General features: G+C 40.6%; 14 protein-coding genes. 4 read left to right on the forward strand and 10 right to left on the reverse strand.

The features are described from left to right. Positions 1–87: 87 nt before the first annotated feature. On the reverse strand, positions 88–306 hold the full coding sequence (locus tag IL356_RS03340) for a hypothetical protein (RefSeq protein WP_121847212.1): 219 nt from the start codon (positions 304–306) through the stop codon (positions 88–90). A gap of 278 nt (positions 307–584) precedes the next feature. Between IL356_RS03340 and brnQ the strand changes: the two genes are divergently transcribed. Continuing rightward, a complete protein-coding gene (gene brnQ, locus IL356_RS03345) occupies positions 585–1,892 on the forward strand; it encodes a branched-chain amino acid transport system II carrier protein (RefSeq protein ID WP_121847211.1) in 1,308 nt (435 codons plus the stop codon). Here brnQ and IL356_RS03350 read toward each other — a convergent pair. Then, positions 1,889–2,659, reverse strand: a complete 771-nt coding sequence (locus tag IL356_RS03350; protein ID WP_121847210.1) for an exodeoxyribonuclease III — start codon at positions 2,657–2,659, stop codon at positions 1,889–1,891. The two genes, brnQ and IL356_RS03350, sit on opposite strands and share 4 nt — an antisense overlap. A gap of 31 nt (positions 2,660–2,690) precedes the next feature. Then, complete coding sequence (locus tag IL356_RS03355) at positions 2,691–3,983, reverse strand: aminopeptidase P family protein (RefSeq protein ID WP_121847209.1); 1,293 nt, start codon at positions 3,981–3,983, stop codon at positions 2,691–2,693. A 408-nt stretch (positions 3,984–4,391) separates the two neighbouring features. Between IL356_RS03355 and IL356_RS03360 the strand changes: the two genes are divergently transcribed. Further along, positions 4,392–7,241: a beta propeller repeat protein gene (locus tag IL356_RS03360; RefSeq protein WP_121847208.1), complete on the forward strand. Its 2,850-nt coding sequence runs from the start codon at positions 4,392–4,394 to the stop codon at positions 7,239–7,241. Positions 7,242–7,611: 370 nt separating this feature from the next. On the opposite strand, the gene IL356_RS03365 is transcribed toward IL356_RS03360, so the two are convergent. The 5 genes from IL356_RS03365 to IL356_RS03385 all read right to left on the reverse strand — a co-directional run bounded on the left by IL356_RS03365 (position 7,612) and on the right by IL356_RS03385 (position 12,314). Beyond that, complete coding sequence (locus IL356_RS03365; protein WP_121847207.1) at positions 7,612–8,157, reverse strand: type 1 glutamine amidotransferase domain-containing protein; 546 nt, start codon at positions 8,155–8,157, stop codon at positions 7,612–7,614. A gap of 94 nt (positions 8,158–8,251) precedes the next feature. Next, a complete protein-coding gene (locus tag IL356_RS03370) occupies positions 8,252–8,719 on the reverse strand; it encodes a very short patch repair endonuclease (protein WP_121847206.1) in 468 nt (155 codons plus the stop codon). Between the two features lie 108 nt (positions 8,720–8,827). Beyond that, on the reverse strand, positions 8,828–9,574 hold the full coding sequence (locus IL356_RS03375) for a succinate dehydrogenase/fumarate reductase iron-sulfur subunit (RefSeq protein ID WP_121850554.1): 747 nt from the start codon (positions 9,572–9,574) through the stop codon (positions 8,828–8,830). A gap of 65 nt (positions 9,575–9,639) precedes the next feature. Beyond that, entirely contained in the window at positions 9,640–11,643 is a 2,004-nt protein-coding gene (locus tag IL356_RS03380; RefSeq protein ID WP_121847205.1) for a fumarate reductase/succinate dehydrogenase flavoprotein subunit, read from the reverse strand. A 2-nt stretch (positions 11,644–11,645) separates the two neighbouring features. After that, entirely contained in the window at positions 11,646–12,314 is a 669-nt protein-coding gene (locus IL356_RS03385; protein ID WP_121847204.1) for a succinate dehydrogenase cytochrome b subunit, read from the reverse strand. 286 nt (positions 12,315–12,600) lie between these two features. On the opposite strand from IL356_RS03385, the gene IL356_RS03390 reads away from it, so the two are divergent. Together IL356_RS03390 and IL356_RS03395 are read left to right on the forward strand one after the other, a co-directional pair. Beyond that, a complete protein-coding gene (locus IL356_RS03390) occupies positions 12,601–13,494 on the forward strand; it encodes a RimK family alpha-L-glutamate ligase (protein WP_121847203.1) in 894 nt (297 codons plus the stop codon). Then, complete coding sequence (locus tag IL356_RS03395) at positions 13,485–14,453, forward strand: succinylglutamate desuccinylase/aspartoacylase family protein (protein ID WP_121847202.1); 969 nt, start codon at positions 13,485–13,487, stop codon at positions 14,451–14,453. Before IL356_RS03390 ends, IL356_RS03395 begins: the two co-directional genes overlap by 10 nt. Before the next feature lie 175 nt (positions 14,454–14,628). On the opposite strand, the gene IL356_RS03400 is transcribed toward IL356_RS03395, so the two are convergent. After that, positions 14,629–15,414: a hypothetical protein gene (locus IL356_RS03400; RefSeq protein ID WP_162987775.1), complete on the reverse strand. Its 786-nt coding sequence runs from the start codon at positions 15,412–15,414 to the stop codon at positions 14,629–14,631. Positions 15,415–15,778: 364 nt separating this feature from the next. Continuing rightward, positions 15,779–16,420 carry a collagen-like protein gene (locus IL356_RS03405; protein ID WP_162987774.1) on the reverse strand — a complete coding sequence of 214 codons (642 nt, stop codon included), beginning with the start codon at positions 16,418–16,420 and terminating at the stop codon, positions 15,779–15,781. Between the last annotated feature and the right edge of the window lie 140 nt (positions 16,421–16,560).

Genomic DNA, 16,560 nt, shown 5'->3' on the forward strand with positions numbered 1-16,560 from the left:
TTTTCGGGAATATTTTATAAAAATCCTGAAACCTTAAGGCTCAGGATTTGGGTGCCAAAGCATAGGTAACGCTGAATCAAGTTCAGGTTAGGCAGCGTGTTTTGCTGCCCTATGTCTTTTCTGAAAAATATTTTCCAAGGTCTTATTAATATCTTCTAGCTCTGGTGTAAGGGTCGAAAGATTACCGCTTACATCGGTAGTTACCTGTTTACCACAATGAATGCATTTATATTCCTTAATATGTAATGTCACTTTTTTCGATACTGAGTAATGGTGGCCAAAAAGGCTGCAAAAAAATCGTTTCATGGTCGTAGGTTTAAAAAACGCATCGTTGGTTCATTGGGGCAAACCGCCAGGTGCTAGTTCAAAATTTGGGTGAAATTTTCAGTGCGTTCAAACACTTTCTATCTCAACGCCCTCCTTTCTTTTTTTATTGGACAATAGCCTTGAGATTGTCCGATTTTTCGATGAAATACACCATTCTATTTAAAATAGAAAGATTTTTCCGACATACTGCACTGCTTGCCGTCAGCCAATATTAGGGTATCTTGCAGCCTGTTAAAACCACAGGTGTCTTTCAAAAAATGAACTCCGTCAAGTTACATACGGCCAAAGAAACTTTAGTTACCGCCTTTGCCCTGTTCTCATTGTTTTTTGGAGCAGGTAACTTGATACTTCCGCCTCTCTTGGGTTTTACTTCGGGCCATTTATGGTGGTTGGTCTCTCTGGGGTTTTGTCTCTCGGCTGTTTTAGTTCCTATTCTAGGCATTATGGCACACGCCAAGTTGCAGGGAACTATTTTTGATTTCGGCAAGAAGGTTTCTAAGGGCTTTTCATTAGTATATTCTTTTTTGATTTATGTCATCTCTATAAGTTTACCTTCCCCAAGAACGGCCTCTGTAACCCATGAAATGGCTATACAGCCATTTTTTGATGTTCCCTCTTGGCTAACTGGCACCGTTTACTTTTCACTCGTTTTCCTGTTTGTGGTCAACCGGTCTAAATTGTTGAATGTTCTTGGTAAAATATTGACCCCAACTATCATTATCATTTTATTGTTGATTATAGGTATCTCTCTATTTTCTACCGACCAGCCTGTTGGGCCCATTACCCTAAGCTCCCCTTTTGCCAATGGCATCTTGGAAGGGTACCAGACCTTTGATGCTATTGGAGCGGTCGTCGTTGGTGGCGTAATCATCATTTCAGTTAACTTGAAGAAAAAAGAAGCTTCGTATCAAGAGAAGAAAACCTTGATCCGTCGTGCCGGCATTTTGGCCGGTTCTGCCTTACTTCTTTTATATACCGGGCTTATTTATACCGGGGCTTTGGTACAGGCAGATTTTGATACCGAAATAACCCGTACCGCTCTTTTAAATGGCATAAGCCATTTGACCTTAGGAAGAAACGGACAAGTATTTCTCAGCGTTTTGGTGAGTCTTGCCTGCTTTACCACAGCGGTTGGTATTGTTACCGGCACATCTGACTTTATACAATCACGCTTCAAAAACAGTAAAAAGGCCTATTTGATTACAGTTATTGCAGGTTGCCTTTTAGGTGTTTTAATCGGGCAGTTCAATGTGGCCTATATTATTGCAGTGGCCCTACCTGCCCTAATGTTTATATACCCCATTACCATCGTTTTGATTTTGTTAAATGCCATACCCAATAAGTGGGCATCGCCAAAGGTATTCAGGGCAGTTGTAACAACTACCATAATTTTTAGTATACCGGATTTTATCGGCAGCTTAGGTTGGGGAGCTTCAATTAGTGCCCTTCAGGAAATAATTCCCTTAAGCCGGTATAGTATGGGATGGATTTTACCTGCGATGATTGTTTTTGTTCTATTCAATCTCACGAGGAAAAAGCATCCCATAAATAATTCATCCCTTTAGAGGTTGATATCTAAACTAATTGGGCAGTGATCGCTACCCATGATTTGGTCATGAATTTCGCAAGAATTGACTTTTGGCCAAAGCGATTCACTCACTAAGAAGTAATCGATACGCCACCCAACGTTTCTACTTCTCGCCCCTCCTCTTTGACTCCAAAAAGTGTACTTATCATACGTATTCGGGTGTAGGGTTCTGTAACTATCGACCAATTTCAGGGTACCGAGCATATGGTCAAAACCATCGATCTCTACCTGTGTAAAACCTGAAGTCTTGTTGTAGTTAGATTTTGGGTTCGCCAAATCATTGGCCGTATGGGCCACATTAAAATCTCCAGTAACAATGATCGGTTTCTTTTGTTGAAGGTTCATAAGGTACTGGGTGAAATCTCTATCCCATTCCGAACGATAATCCAATCGTTTGAGTCCGTTACCGCTATTGGGCACATACACGTTTATCAAATAAAATGACTCGTATTCCGCGCACGTAACCCTTCCTTCAAGATCATGTACTTCAGCACCTATGTTGGGTAAAAATGAAAGGGGTTTTTCTTTAGATAGAATACCCGTTCCTGAATACCCCTTTCTTTCGGCACTATTACTAAATAGCTTATACCCGGAAATTTCTTTTAATGCTTCGGATACTTGGTCGTCTTGCGCCTTGGTCTCTTGAATACAAAAAACATCTGCATCAAAATTAGAGACCACTTCATCAAAGCCTTTTTTCATCGAGGCTCGTATTCCGTTTACATTCCAAGAAACTATTTTCATTTACCTTGTTTTTAGCTAATTTCTACCAATACTATTTGTTCATCAAATCTTCAATTTCCTCTACTTCAATAGGAATACCGGCCATTAAATTGAACGGCTCTCCGTTTTCTTGAATGACGACGTCATCTTCAAGGCGAACCCCCAGCTTCTCATCGGGAATATAAATACCGGGCTCGACGGTAAACACCATATTGGCCTGCATGGGAGTTTTCAGTTCACCATAATCATGGGTGTTCAACCCGATATGATGGCTCGTACCGTGCATGAAATATTTCTTGTAAGCCGGCCATTGTGGGTTCTCGTTCTGTACATCGGCCTTATCCAACAAACCGAGGCCTAACAGCTCAGAAGTCATGAGTTTTCCGCATTCAACATGATAATCCTTCCAAATTGTGCCCGGCACCAACATTTTAGTAGCCTCGTTCTTAACCCGCAGTACCGCCTCATACACCTCTTTTTGGCGTTTGGTAAATTTACCGTCGACAGGTATGGTTCTGGTCAAATCACTTGAATAATTGGCGTACTCGGCCGCCGTATCCATCAAAATCATATCGCCCGACAGACATCTTTTATTATTCTCAAGGTAATGAAGTACGTTTGCATTATTTCCAGCCGCAATTATAGGCGGATAGGCAAACCCTTTAGAACGGTTTCGAACGAATTCATGTAAAAGCTCGGCCTCAATCTCATACTCCCAAACACCTGGCTCGACAAACTGCAATACACGGCGAAAACCTTTTTCGGTAATATTACAGGCCGTTTGCATGAGTTCGATTTCTTCCGGTTCTTTAACGCCTCTAATCTTTTGAAGTATCGGGTTGCTCTTCGCCACTTGATGCGCCGGAAACTTTCTTTTACATTCTTGAATAAAACGATCCTCTCGGGTCTCGGTCTCAACGGCCTGGCGGTAATGCTCATTGGTATTAAAGTAAATAGTATCGGCCTCCGTCATCAAATCAAAAAATACCCGATCAAAATCTTGAAGCCAGTAAACGGTTTCGATACCTGATACTTCGGTCGCCTTTTCCTTGGTTAATTTTTCACCTTCCCAAACAGCAATGTGCGCATTGGTCTCACGAACAAACAGAATTTCCCTGTGACTTTTATCCATAGCATCGGGAAAAAGCAACAACTTGGTTTCTTCTTGGTCTGCACCACATAAATAGAAAAGGTCTCTATGTTGTTCAAAAGGTAGCACGCTGTCGGCACCTATAGGATAAATATCATTTGAATTAAAGACCGCAATGCTTTTTGGGCGCATTTCGGCCATGAATTTCTTTCGATTTTTGATGAATAATGAATTACTGATTTGTTCGTATTTCATTGGCGTAATTTTAATTTTTTAATCGGTTAGATGTAATTTGTCCTTAGAAAATATCCCCTACTGTCAGAGGTATATCTGGATACATTTAACTCGCTTTTTATCAATTTTTCAAAAGTAGCAAATTGACAACGATTGGGCAGTTAAGAAGTTTATAATGTCTGGTGTTTTTATTGAGACAAGTAGCTCATTACAGAGCTTAAGTGCATAAAAAAAGAGACCTAATTCATAGGCCTCTTCTTCAATTAAAGTTGGTTATGTTATTCTTCTAGTTTGAGTGAGTTTAATGCTAGTTTGGCATAAATTAACAAAATATTAAGTTGTTGCGCAATTCTGTCGCTGTTAATTTTAAGCGGCAAACATTGACAAATTAAATCTGTTGTTTCTAAAATAACTCGTTATCAAATACTTATGAAAAGCTTACTAATTTTTCTATTATCCTTCTTTTTCTGCTCTGCCATGGCTCAAGTTCCTGCAACATCTGCAGAGCTTATTATTGAGTCTATTGAGAATAGACAAATTTTGCAGAAAGAATCATTGGTGAAAAACCTGCCATTAAAAAATATTGGTCCCACTGTAATGAGTGGCCGTGTGGTAGACTTAGATGTCAACCCTAAAAATTCCATTGAATTTTATGTGGCATATGCCTCTGGCGGACTTTGGTACACCAACAACAATGGTACATCGTTTACGCCAGTGATGGACAATGCCGAAACCCAAAACCTAGGCGATATTGCTGTCGACTGGAAAACAGGAACTATATGGGCCGGCACAGGCGAAAACAATTCTTCTCGGTCTTCTTATGCAGGAATAGGCATATTAAAATCAACCGATAAGGGGAAAACTTGGCATCATATGGGTTTCTCCGACGCCCATCACATTGGTAGAATTCTTTTGAATCCTGAAAATCCAAATGAAGTAACCGTGGGAGTATTGGGCCATCTATACTCGCCGAATAAAGAGCGAGGTGTTTATAAAACCAAAGATGCTGGTAAGACTTGGTCTCAAACTTTGTATCTCAACGATCAAACTGGTATAATTGATTTGGAACAAGTGCCAGGCAATTCTAATGTTTTATATGCCGCAGCTTGGGAAAAAGACCGAAAAGCGTGGGATTTTTTGGGTAACGGATCAAATTCTGGCATTTATAAAAGTACTGATGCCGGCGACACTTGGCAGAAGATTTCTGTGGAAGGCAGCGGATTTCCAACCGATATGAATGTGGGCCGAATCGGCCTGGCGGTTTTTGACCAAAATACCATTTACGCCCTTTTGGATAATCAAGGGCACCGAGAAAAATCTGATTCTGAAAAGCCAGATGCCGACAAACTAACGGCAACTGATTTTAAGGGCATGTCAAAAGAGGCCTTTTTAGAGCTCGGCGACAAAAAACTCAATGCCTTTTTAAAAGCCAATGGCTTTCAAGAAAAGTACCGTGCCGAAAACGTAAAGCAACTTGTTCGAAGCGGTGTTGCCCAACCTAAAGATTTGACCAAATATCTTGAAAATGCCAATGCCATGATGTTTGACACTCCTGTCATTGGCGCCGAAGTCTACCGAAGTGATGACGGTGGGCGCAGCTGGAAAAAGCAAAATGAAGACTATATTGATGATTTCTATTACAGTTATGGCTACTATTTCGGTGAAATTAGGGTCGACCCAAACGACCTCAATAAAATTTATATCGGCGGCGTACCGCTTTTAAAATCATCCGATGGCGGAAAAACCTTTTCATCGATTAGCAAAGAAAATGTACACGCGGATCACCAAGCATTATGGGTCGACCCAAAACAACCGGGCCATTTGATCAATGGTAATGATGGGGGCGTCAACATCACCTACGATGATGGTGAAAACTGGATCAAAAACAACTCAGCTAGTGTAGGTCAGTTCTATGCCATAAATGTAGACAATCAAGAGCCTTATTACGTCTATGGAGGATTACAGGACAACGGGGTATGGGCCGGGCCACATAATGCTAAAGAAGATACCGGCTGGCATCAATCGGGTCGTTATGCCTGGCAATCGCTTATGGGTGGCGACGGAATGCAGATAGAAATTGATAAAAGAAATTCTGATATAGTCTACACCGGGTACCAATTCGGAAATTATTACCGCATCGACCGAAAAAATGATAAGCGAACCTACATACAACCTAAGCATGAATTAGGAGAATCGCCCTATCGCTTCAACTGGCAGACCCCCATTCAACTTTCTGCCCATAACCAAGATATCTTGTATTTAGGAAGCAATAAACTGCACCGTTCGCTTGATCAAGGCGATAATTGGGAAACTATTTCTGGAGACTTAACGCAAGGCGGAAAAAAAGGTAATGTCGCATATGGCACACTTACTACTATTTCCGAGTCGCCCTTACAGTTCGGACTCATTTACACGGGGAGTGATGATGGACTTATACATGTCAGTAAAAATGGCGGAGGAGATTGGCTTCAGATTTCCGACAAGTTAACAAAAGATTTATGGGTAAGTAGGGTCATAGCATCGCAACACCAAAAAGACCGCGTTTATGTAGCATTGAATGGCTATAGGTGGGATGACTTTACCGCATATCTTTATAAAAGTGATGATTACGGTGCGACTTGGGAAGATATTTCATCAAATATACCCGATGCGCCCATGAATGTTATTATTGAAGACCCTATCAACGATTCTATTGTTTATGCAGGATCTGATAATGGTCTTTACATTTCGTTTGACCAAGGTAATCGATGGGAAGCATTACAAAAAGGTCTGCCTCCCGTCGCAATTCATGATTTGGTGATTCAGCCGAAAGCTAAACATTTATTGGTCGGCACACATGGCAGAAGCATCTATCTGGCCGACATCGGACACATTCAACAAATGACGCCAGAAGTTCTGTCTAAAGACCTCTTTGTTTTTGATTTGGATACTATTTCGCATTCCTCAGATTGGGGTAATTCACCAAGCCCATGGAGCAGGGCATCAACCCCCGGCCTAGATATCGCCTTTTATAGCAAGTCTGAAGGCACTGTTAAAGCAGAAATTCAAACTTTAAAGAGTGTCAGCATCAGTTCAACTGAATTCATAGCCGATAAAGGTCTGAACATTCTGTCGTTTGATGTCGCCTTCACCGAAGAGGGTAAGAAAGCATTTTTAAAGAAGAACAAAACTAAGCTCACAGAAGCAAAAAATGGCAAAACCTATCTGCCCAAAGGGTCTTATAAGGTCATTCTAAAAAAGATAGCTTCTGATAGTGAACAGGTCTTTCAGATTAAATAGAAGCTGTTTCGCAAACCGGTTAAAAACAAAAAAGCCCTTCGAAAAGGGCTCTTTTTGTTAAGTAGGTACACTGTTTTTTGGTTTTCCGATTGGGGTCGGATAATTTTTTGTAGGTTCTAGTTTCGATTGGGGATCGTAACTATTTCGGTTAAGTTCAAGGGGCGATTTGGGGTCAACACTATCACTTAATTACAATGTAAATCTACGGCGCTTAATTCGGGTTTCTAAATTATTGTTGTGAAGTAGCCCCTAGTTGTTGTGAAAACAATCAACTGTCAATTTCTTCGATAAACGGTTGGCTTTTGACTCTTAAAGACATAAAAAAATCCCGGCGGGGGGCCGGGATTTATCAGATTTGGAAATTTACTTATTATGCATGTTGTTCTTCATGCTTACCTTCTTTGATCTCCTCAATCAACTTATTGTTGAAGGCAGGTAAATCATTTGGGTTTCTACTCGTTACAAACCCTTGGTCAACGACCACCTCTTGGTCTACCCAATTGGCTCCGGCATTGATCAGATCATCTTTAATTGAAATGAAAGAAGTCAATTTTCTACCTTTCACGACATCTGCACTAATCAAAATCTGTGGTGCATGGCAAATGGCCGCAACCGGTTTTTCTTGCTTAAAGAAATCACGAACAAAAACTAGGGCGTCTTCGTTTCTTCTCAATTGGTCTGGGTTGATAACTCCACCTGGCAGCATAAGAGCATTATAATCTGATGCTTTTACCTGATTCAATGTTTTATCTACCTTGTAACTGTTTGACCAGTTACCGCCTGACCAACCTTTAATCTCACCCGATTCGGGACTCACGATTTCTACCGTAAACCCTGCTTTCTCCATGGCTTCTTTAGGTGATTTCAATTCACTTTCTTCAAATCCATTAGTAGCTAATATGGCTATCCTCTTCATGTGTATATTGTTTTAGATTATTAATTAATTTCACTTACAATATACAGGCAATAACCTAAGGTGGTTGACGGGAAAAGAGATGTTTTTTGCTCTATTACTGAGCCGCTAAATGCAATAGTACTTCCGTTAGACATCTATCTAATTCTTTTTTGATTTCGGTTTCCCAAAACCGGAATACTTTGTAGCCCAATCGCTCTAATTCTTGATTGACCTCGCGGTCACGTTGCATGTTCCGTTCAATTTTGGCAACCCAAAAATCTCGATTGGTCTTAATTTTAGGCTTGCGCTCTTGCCAGTTATGCCCATGCCAGTATTCACCGTCGATAAATATGGCTGTTTTATATTTTTTTAAAAGGATGTCAGGCTTACCTATCAACTTTTTATAATCTACCCTATAGCGATAACCTGCAGCGTAAAGAGCTTTTCTAAAGGCAAGTTCGGGCTTTGTATTCTTCCCCCTAATCTTGCTCATTATTTTTGAGCGTTTTGGGGTGGTGTAAAAACCAGACTCCTCATTAAAGCGAGGTACTTTGATACGTTCTTCAGGATAGTCTTTTGACATTTTATCAAAATACAAAAATCCCAAACTCCAATGATTGAAGCTTGGGATTCATTTTATCTTGATTTCTAAAAAAGTTGACTGCTTTAAACTGCGTTCAACAGAAATAGATTATCCTTTTACTGTGGCGTTAAGATACTCTCGGTTCATGCGGGCAATGTTCTCCAAAGAAATTCCTTTGGGGCACTCAACCTCGCATGCTCCTGTATTGGTACAGTTACCAAAACCTTCCAAATCCATTTGTCGCACCATGTTCTGTACCCTTTCGGTAGCTTCTACTCTACCTTGGGGCAATAAAGCGAACTGAGAAACCTTGGCAGAAGTAAATAGCATGGCGCTCGCATTTTTACAAGCGGCAACGCATGCCCCACATCCGATACAGGTAGCGGCATAGAAAGAATCATCGGCCTTTTCCTTTTCAATTGGTGTAGCATTGGCATCTACCGTGTTACCCGAAGTATTTACAGATATATAGCCACCTGCCTGTTGAATTCTATCGAAAGCTGAACGGTCTACGACCAAATCTTTGATGACCGGAAAAGCTGTAGCCCTAAAAGGTTCAATAACGATGGTATCACCATCATTGAACTTTCTCATGTGCAATTGGCAAGTAGTTACCAATCGATCGGGGCCGTGGGGCTCACCATTGATCTGCAAAGAGCAGGCGCCACAAATACCTTCACGGCAATCGTGGTCAAAATGAACTGGCTCTTCACCTTTGTTGATCAATTCTTCATTGAGCACATCTAACATCTCTAAAAACGACATATCGCCTTCTACACCTTTAATGGTATAGTCTACCATTTGCCCTTTAGAGTTGGCATCTTTTTGACGCCATATTTTTAAGTTTAACCTCATAGTATTTGTTTTACCTTGGGGTTGATTGCCTTCGGACATTAATCCCGTCAGCTCTCAACTATAAACTATTTATAACTTCTTGTTTTCAATTCAATATTTTCGTAGACCAAATCTTCTTTGTGAAGAACGGCATCTTTAGGCTCACCCTTATATTCCCATGCAGAAACGAACTTAAAGTTTTCATCATCCCTTAAAGCTTCACCTTCTTCGGTCTGATACTCTTCACGGAAATGACCTCCACAAGATTCATTTCTGGTCAATGCGTCTTTGGCAAAAAGCTCGCCAAGCTCTAAGAAATCAGCAACTCGACCTGCCTTTTCAAGCTCAGCGTTCATGCCGTCAGCAACTCCGGTCACTTTCACGTTCTTCCAGAAATCGGTTCGTAAGGCAGAAATTTCTTCGATCGCTTCTTTTAAACCTTGTTCGTTACGGGCCATACCGCATTTGTTCCACATGATTTTACCCAATTTCTTATGGTAGTAATCTACGGAATGCTCACCTGTACCTGACATTAGTTTATTGATACGATCTTTAACCTCGGACTCTGCCTTGTCAAACTCTGGGCTATCCGTCGGTATTTTTCCGGTTCTAATGTCGTGGGAAAGGTAATCACCGATGGTATAAGGCAGTACGAAATAACCATCTGCAAGCCCTTGCATCAAGGCTGAAGCACCTAATCTGTTGGCGCCATGATCACTAAAGTTGGCTTCGCCCGCGCAGTAGCAACCTTCAATGGTCGTCTGCAAGTTATAATCTACCCAAAGGCCACCCATTGTGTAGTGAACTGCAGGATAAATCATCATAGGAGTCTCATACGGATTCTCATCTACGATTTTCTCGTACATCTGAAACAAGTTACCGTACTTGGCCTCGATAACATCTTTACCCAGTTGGGTAATGGTTTTATCATCGGCATCTTTCATACCACTGGTCAGAGCAGCTTCTTTTCCGTAGCGTTGGATTGCTGAAGCAAAATCAAGATAAACGGCCTCACCTGTTTTATTGACACCGAAACCGGCATCGCAACGTTCTTTTGCCGCTCTTGAAGCCACGTCTCTAGGTACAAGGTTACCAAACGCAGGGTATCTTCTCTCTAAGTAGTAATCTCTATCTTCTTCTTTAAGTTGTGTCGGCTTCATCTTGCCTTCACGTATTGCTTGGGCATCTTCGATTCTTTTAGGAACCCAAATACGACCGTCATTTCTCAACGACTCTGACATCAAGGTCAGTTTCGATTGATGGTCACCAGATACTGGAATACAGGTCGGGTGAATTTGGGTAAAACAAGGGTTGGCAAAGAAAGCACCTCTTCTGTGTGCCCTCCAAGCGGCCATAACATTACTGCCCATGGCATTGGTAGAAAGAAAGAAAACATTTCCGTAACCCCCGGTAGCCAAAACTACCGCATGAGCCGAGTGACGCTCAATCTCTCCCGTTTTAAGGTCTCTGGCAATGATTCCTCTGGCTTTACCGTTTACCAAGACCAAATCCATCATCTCATGACGGTTAAAAGGCTTTATCTTACCCCTATTGATTTGACGGTTCATCGCCGAATACGCACCTAGAAGCAATTGTTGGCCTGTCTGCCCTTTGGCATAGAAAGTTCTTGAAACCAATACCCCACCAAAAGATCGGTTGTCTAATAACCCACCATAGTCACGGGCAAAAGGTACACCTTGGGCCACACACTGGTCTATTATATTTGCAGATTCTTCTGCCAATCGATAAACATTGGCCTCACGAGAACGGTAATCACCTCCTTTAATCGTGTCATAAAAAAGACGGTAGGCGCTGTCACCATCACCTTGATAGTTCTTAGCGGCATTAATACCGCCTTGGGCGGCAATGGAGTGTGCCCTGCGCGGTGAATCTTGATAACAGAATGTCTTTACGTTATAACCGAGCTCTGCCAGCGTTGCCGCAGCAGAACCACCTGCCAATCCGGTACCTACAACAATAACGTCTATATTACGTTTGTTGGCCGGGTTGACCAGATTAATTTTGTTTTTATGTTCAGTCCATTTATCGGCCAAAGGCCCTGATGGAACTTTAGAATCCAATATGCCCATGTTTAATGTGTTATTGGGTTAAAATGATGGTAAAGTGCTATAAAAATAAAACCTAGCGGAATTACTATCGCGTATATTTTGGTGAACGTTTGAATGGCCGGAGAGTACTTGTTATTTACCCCCATACTCTGAAACGATGAGGCAAAACCATGCCACAGGTGAAGGGCTAAAAGAACAAATGATATTACGTAAATGACCGTACGCCAGAAGGGTTCGAACTTCTCAACTGTCTCGGCGTAATATCGAGTAGGATCTTCAGCATTTCCTGCAATGTATTTATAGTCCATTTCATGAATCCAGAAATCATAGAAATGAAGTCCTAAAAAGGCCAATACTACCAAGCCGGTAATAATCATGTTTCTAGACATCCACGAAGCATTGGCACCCCCATTATACTTTTTATACTTGACCGCTCTTGCTTTATTGTTTCTTATCTCAAGCCCGATACCCATCACAAAGTGGACGATTACCCCTGCAATAAGAATAGGTTGCAGAATAAATTGTACGACACCATTGTATCCCATAAAGTGAGACCACTCATTAAAAGTGTCCGGTGCCAAGACCGAAGTAATGTTAATTGTAAAGTGCTGGGCCAAAAAGAAGACCAAAAAAAGACCCGATAAGGCCATGACGACTTTTCGGGCTATCGAAGATTTTACCAATCCGCTCATTATAAAGTTTCAATTAGTTTTTAGACCGTCTACAAAAGTAGGTCATAGACGCGGCTTTAACAAACTTTGCAAGCCTATACCAATGTTATTTAGACCCATTATAATCAAGCCTTTCAAGCTGTTCGATAATGTGGCTTAAAACCTCTAAAACTTAACCAAAAGATGAAGCAATTGTACCCATCTATACCACTGAATTATGTACATGGATATTTTTCGTTTTACCACAAGTGGATGTGACTACGTTTCAAATTGTATTTTTATATTCAAATTGTTTAAAGCGATTTCTATGGATATTGGCCTGCTCTCAGTGAGCAATAATGTGTATTCAACACAGCGTATTGCCGAAGAGGCCAGATACTTGGGTCATTATATTGAACAAATCGACCACACTAAGTGTACCGTAAAATTAGGAGGTTCAAAGCCACAGGTTCTCTATCAAGAAGAAGACATCATAGATGAGTTTGATGCTATTATTCCAAGAATAGGTACAAAGGTTACAAACCATGGGGTCGCTATCGTTAAACAATTCGAATTAAACAGGGTTTTCAGTGCGGCACGCTCGCTAAGTATTGCCAGAGCGAGAAATAAGGTGAGAACCCTGCAATTACTTTCGCAGAACCAAATTGCTATACCCCAGACTCTTTTCGCCATTGACCCGGAAAATATCGAGCAACAGATACAAATGTTGGGCGGGCCACCTTTAATCATTAAAATTCAAGAGGGCACCCATGGTCTAGGGGTCATTTTGGCAGAAAGCCTTAAATCGGCAAAATCGATAATCGATACTTTCTACAAAATGGATTCGGGCATATTACTGCAAGAATATATCGAGGAGAGCAACGGAGAAGATTTGCGCATATTTGTTGTTGGCCATAAGGTAGTGGCGAGCATGAAACGAATGAGCACTCTTGAAGATTTTCGGTCGAATGTTCATAGAGGTGGTCAAACCGAAAAGGTGAAGCTCTCAAAAAAGGAAGAAAGCATGGCCATCGATGCCGCTAAACATTTAGGTCTAGGTGTAGCCGGCATAGACCTTATCAGGTCTAAAAGAGGCCCGCTATTATTAGAGGTAAATGCATCTCCTGGTTTACGTGGCATCGAGGCAGTTACCGGAATTAATGTAGCGAAAGAAATCATTTTATATGTCGAAAAGAACTTTAGGAACAACAAATGGAGATAAAAAAGAATAAGAATATTACCATCGGTGGCACAACTGTTAAACCTGGTCAAAACAAGCTTGTTCACATTAATATTGACCGATTGCCTACAGGAACTCTTATTGATATTCCTGTTTATGTTTTCAATTCAAGAGCACCTGGGCCTACCGTATTAATTCAGGCCGGTTTACATGGCGATGAAATAAACGGTATAGAGGTGGTTAGACGCATGATTGCCGAAAAGCAGTTCAATCTTTTGAAAGGAGCGGTCATAGCCGTGCCAATTCTCAATATCTTCGGTTTTATTCATTTCTCTAGAGATGTCCCTGATGGCAAGGATGTGAATCGTAGCTTTCCTGGAACCAAATCGGGATCAATGGCCAGCCGTATTGCTTACTACTATACAAAAGAAATATTACCCCATATCGATTTAGGCATCGATTTACATACAGGTGGTGGCCAACGCCATAATTACCCCCAAGTGCGCTTTACGGAAAATGATACTGCCAGTGCCCGCCTTGCAGCTATTTTCAACGCCCCTATCAGTTTCCCGTCGAGCTTGATCAAAGGTTCTTTTAGAAATACTGCATTTAATCTCAAAAAACCAATGGTTGTATATGAAGCAGGCGAAAGTATGCGGTTCGATGATTTTTCGATTTCCACAGGAATTAAGGGCGTATTAAATATTCTACATCATTATGGCCTCATTTCTTCTAAAGAAATTCCTGAAAACTCAAAGGAACCTTCCGTAGAACTTGAAAACAGAAAATGGTTAAGGGCACCCACAGCGGGAATGTTCATACCAAAAATTTCCAATGGAAAAGATTTTATTAAAGGGCAAGTAATTGGCACGGTTTCCGACACTTTTGCCAAACGCACCAAGAAAATCAAAGCCCCCTATGACGGACTCGTTTTCTGCATCAACCACCAAGCTGTAGTCAACCAAGGGGATGCTCTTTTTCATGTAGGTGCCAAAAAATAACAGACCGAATAGTTCATTCATCATTTTTAAGCCTAGTCGAATATACACCGTTCTTACCGGTGACCGATGGATTGTTTACGATTATCTGCTTTTCTATGTGTAATCCCTATTTCAAGACAACCGAAAACCAACTCATAGGTCGGTAATTGATTTTATAGTTGATTTTGATTACACATTAATAGGTTATAGTATAATCAGCAGAATAACTAGCATCATCACTTGAAATAGTGAACTTTTCAAGGTGTCCAGATTCCGATCTTTGAACCTCATCAATTGAAAAGTTAGCACCTGCTGAAGAAAAAGAGCCTATATTTTTCATGCTTAAAAAGTAAATCTCACTAGGGTTGTAATAATAATTCATTCCGAACCACAATAGCATCGGAGAAGGTATTTTGGCCTCGTGAAAAAGGCCTTTTTCGAAATTATCGTGTGCTAGTTGCCATCTAGTACCATTGAAATCTATTTCTTCTAAATTACCATCGGAATCAAAAAGTATTTCGGTTAAAGGTCCTGTTTGATAATCCAGATAATAGGTTCGATTGGGCACATCATAGCTTAGTTCAGAATCTTTCTTTGATCCATTTGAAACCATAGCGACATCAGCCAGGTCGCCATTACTCAAATAAGTAAAAAAGACATTTCTACCAACCCCATTCAAAACATCATCAGTAGACACTGCTGTAAGATTGTCATCGGTAGAATACAGAAATTCAGAAAATACATGATATAAATCTCCATCTGAATTACGTTGCAAGTCAATGCTTCTTATCTGTTTATTTGCATTATAGGCAAACTCGTAGCTAGCATTATGTACTTCGCTGAAATTTATTTGAATTTGTTTCGGTAAATTTGACACCTCTTCTTCTGGTTGCTGTTCAATCTGACCTTGATTATCATCATTCGAACAACCAATTAATAATACCAGCAATGCTGCCTTTAAAACGAAAGAAATGTTCTTCATTTTTATCATGATAATTTTATTAGTGCGAAAAATCTTTACTTGAAATTATATAAGAGTACTGACCCTAATCGCCGGTAATCGCTGAAATAATTTGGAGCATCTAATCAAAAGTTCAATTGTTCAATAGCTGAAGGTCATCGATAGTCCAGTAGGTCATTTTCTACTTAATACCTTGTTCACCTTTTGGGCCAATCTCTCCATCTGCAATGCCTTTTGAGCATGCAATTAGACAACTGGTCAATACGGCGAATAGGGCATTGTTTTGTTTTTTGCTTTCATTATAAATGTCTTATCTACTTTTTTAGTAAGAGAATACGGCCCGTGAAAGAATCACTAGGCCGCTTTCAACCTCACTGCCATAGAATTAATGGGGAATATTGAAGTAGTCTACCACCTCTTCATAAGACATTTTAGAAAAATCTTGAGAACCTGCTTTAGATGACACGCCTCCGATTCCATTACTAGCTTCAACCCCTCCAGGAATAAGCACGTATCGATAGGTGGTAAAAAGAGGAGTACCTATGTTCGATCCATCTGTAGTGGTCAACCTTATATTAATTTCTTCAATGTTGAAGTAGTAGTAGTAAGAAACACCTTGATTACCCATATACGGTAAGGCGTAAACATTACCATTTGACTCTATTTTACCAAAGACCAATACGTTGCCCATTTCGACAATGTCTTGACTTAGACCGGCAACATTTAGTGAACCATTGGCTGTTGGTGCTTCAATATTGTTATCATTATCGACAATTGGAGATTCTATCCAATCGGAATAAATCACATTAGCGGTTCCAGGGTCTCCTTGCTCGCCTTGTTCGCCTTCAACACCTTGTTCTCCTTGGGCTCCATCCGCTCCTGCATCGCCCTGCGGCCCTGTCGGACCTTGTTCTCCTTGTGGGCCTTGAGGACCGACGGCACCATCTTCACCATCTTTAGAACATGCTACTACACTTATAACTGCTAACAGAACAATCAATAAGTTACTTTTCAATCTAGTTTTCATAGTCAAATATTTTAGAATTAATAATGACCAAAACTAGCTTGGTTGAAAATTCAAAATGTCCGAAATCATTAAGGTTAAAAAAATTAGGACTATTTCAAAACACTGATTATCAATTATTTACATATTAAAAATGTAACTTT

The sequence above is a fragment of the Euzebyella marina genome, from assembly GCF_014855515.1.
In the GTDB taxonomy this organism is placed as follows: Bacteria; Bacteroidota; Bacteroidia; order Flavobacteriales; family Flavobacteriaceae; genus Euzebyella; species Euzebyella marina.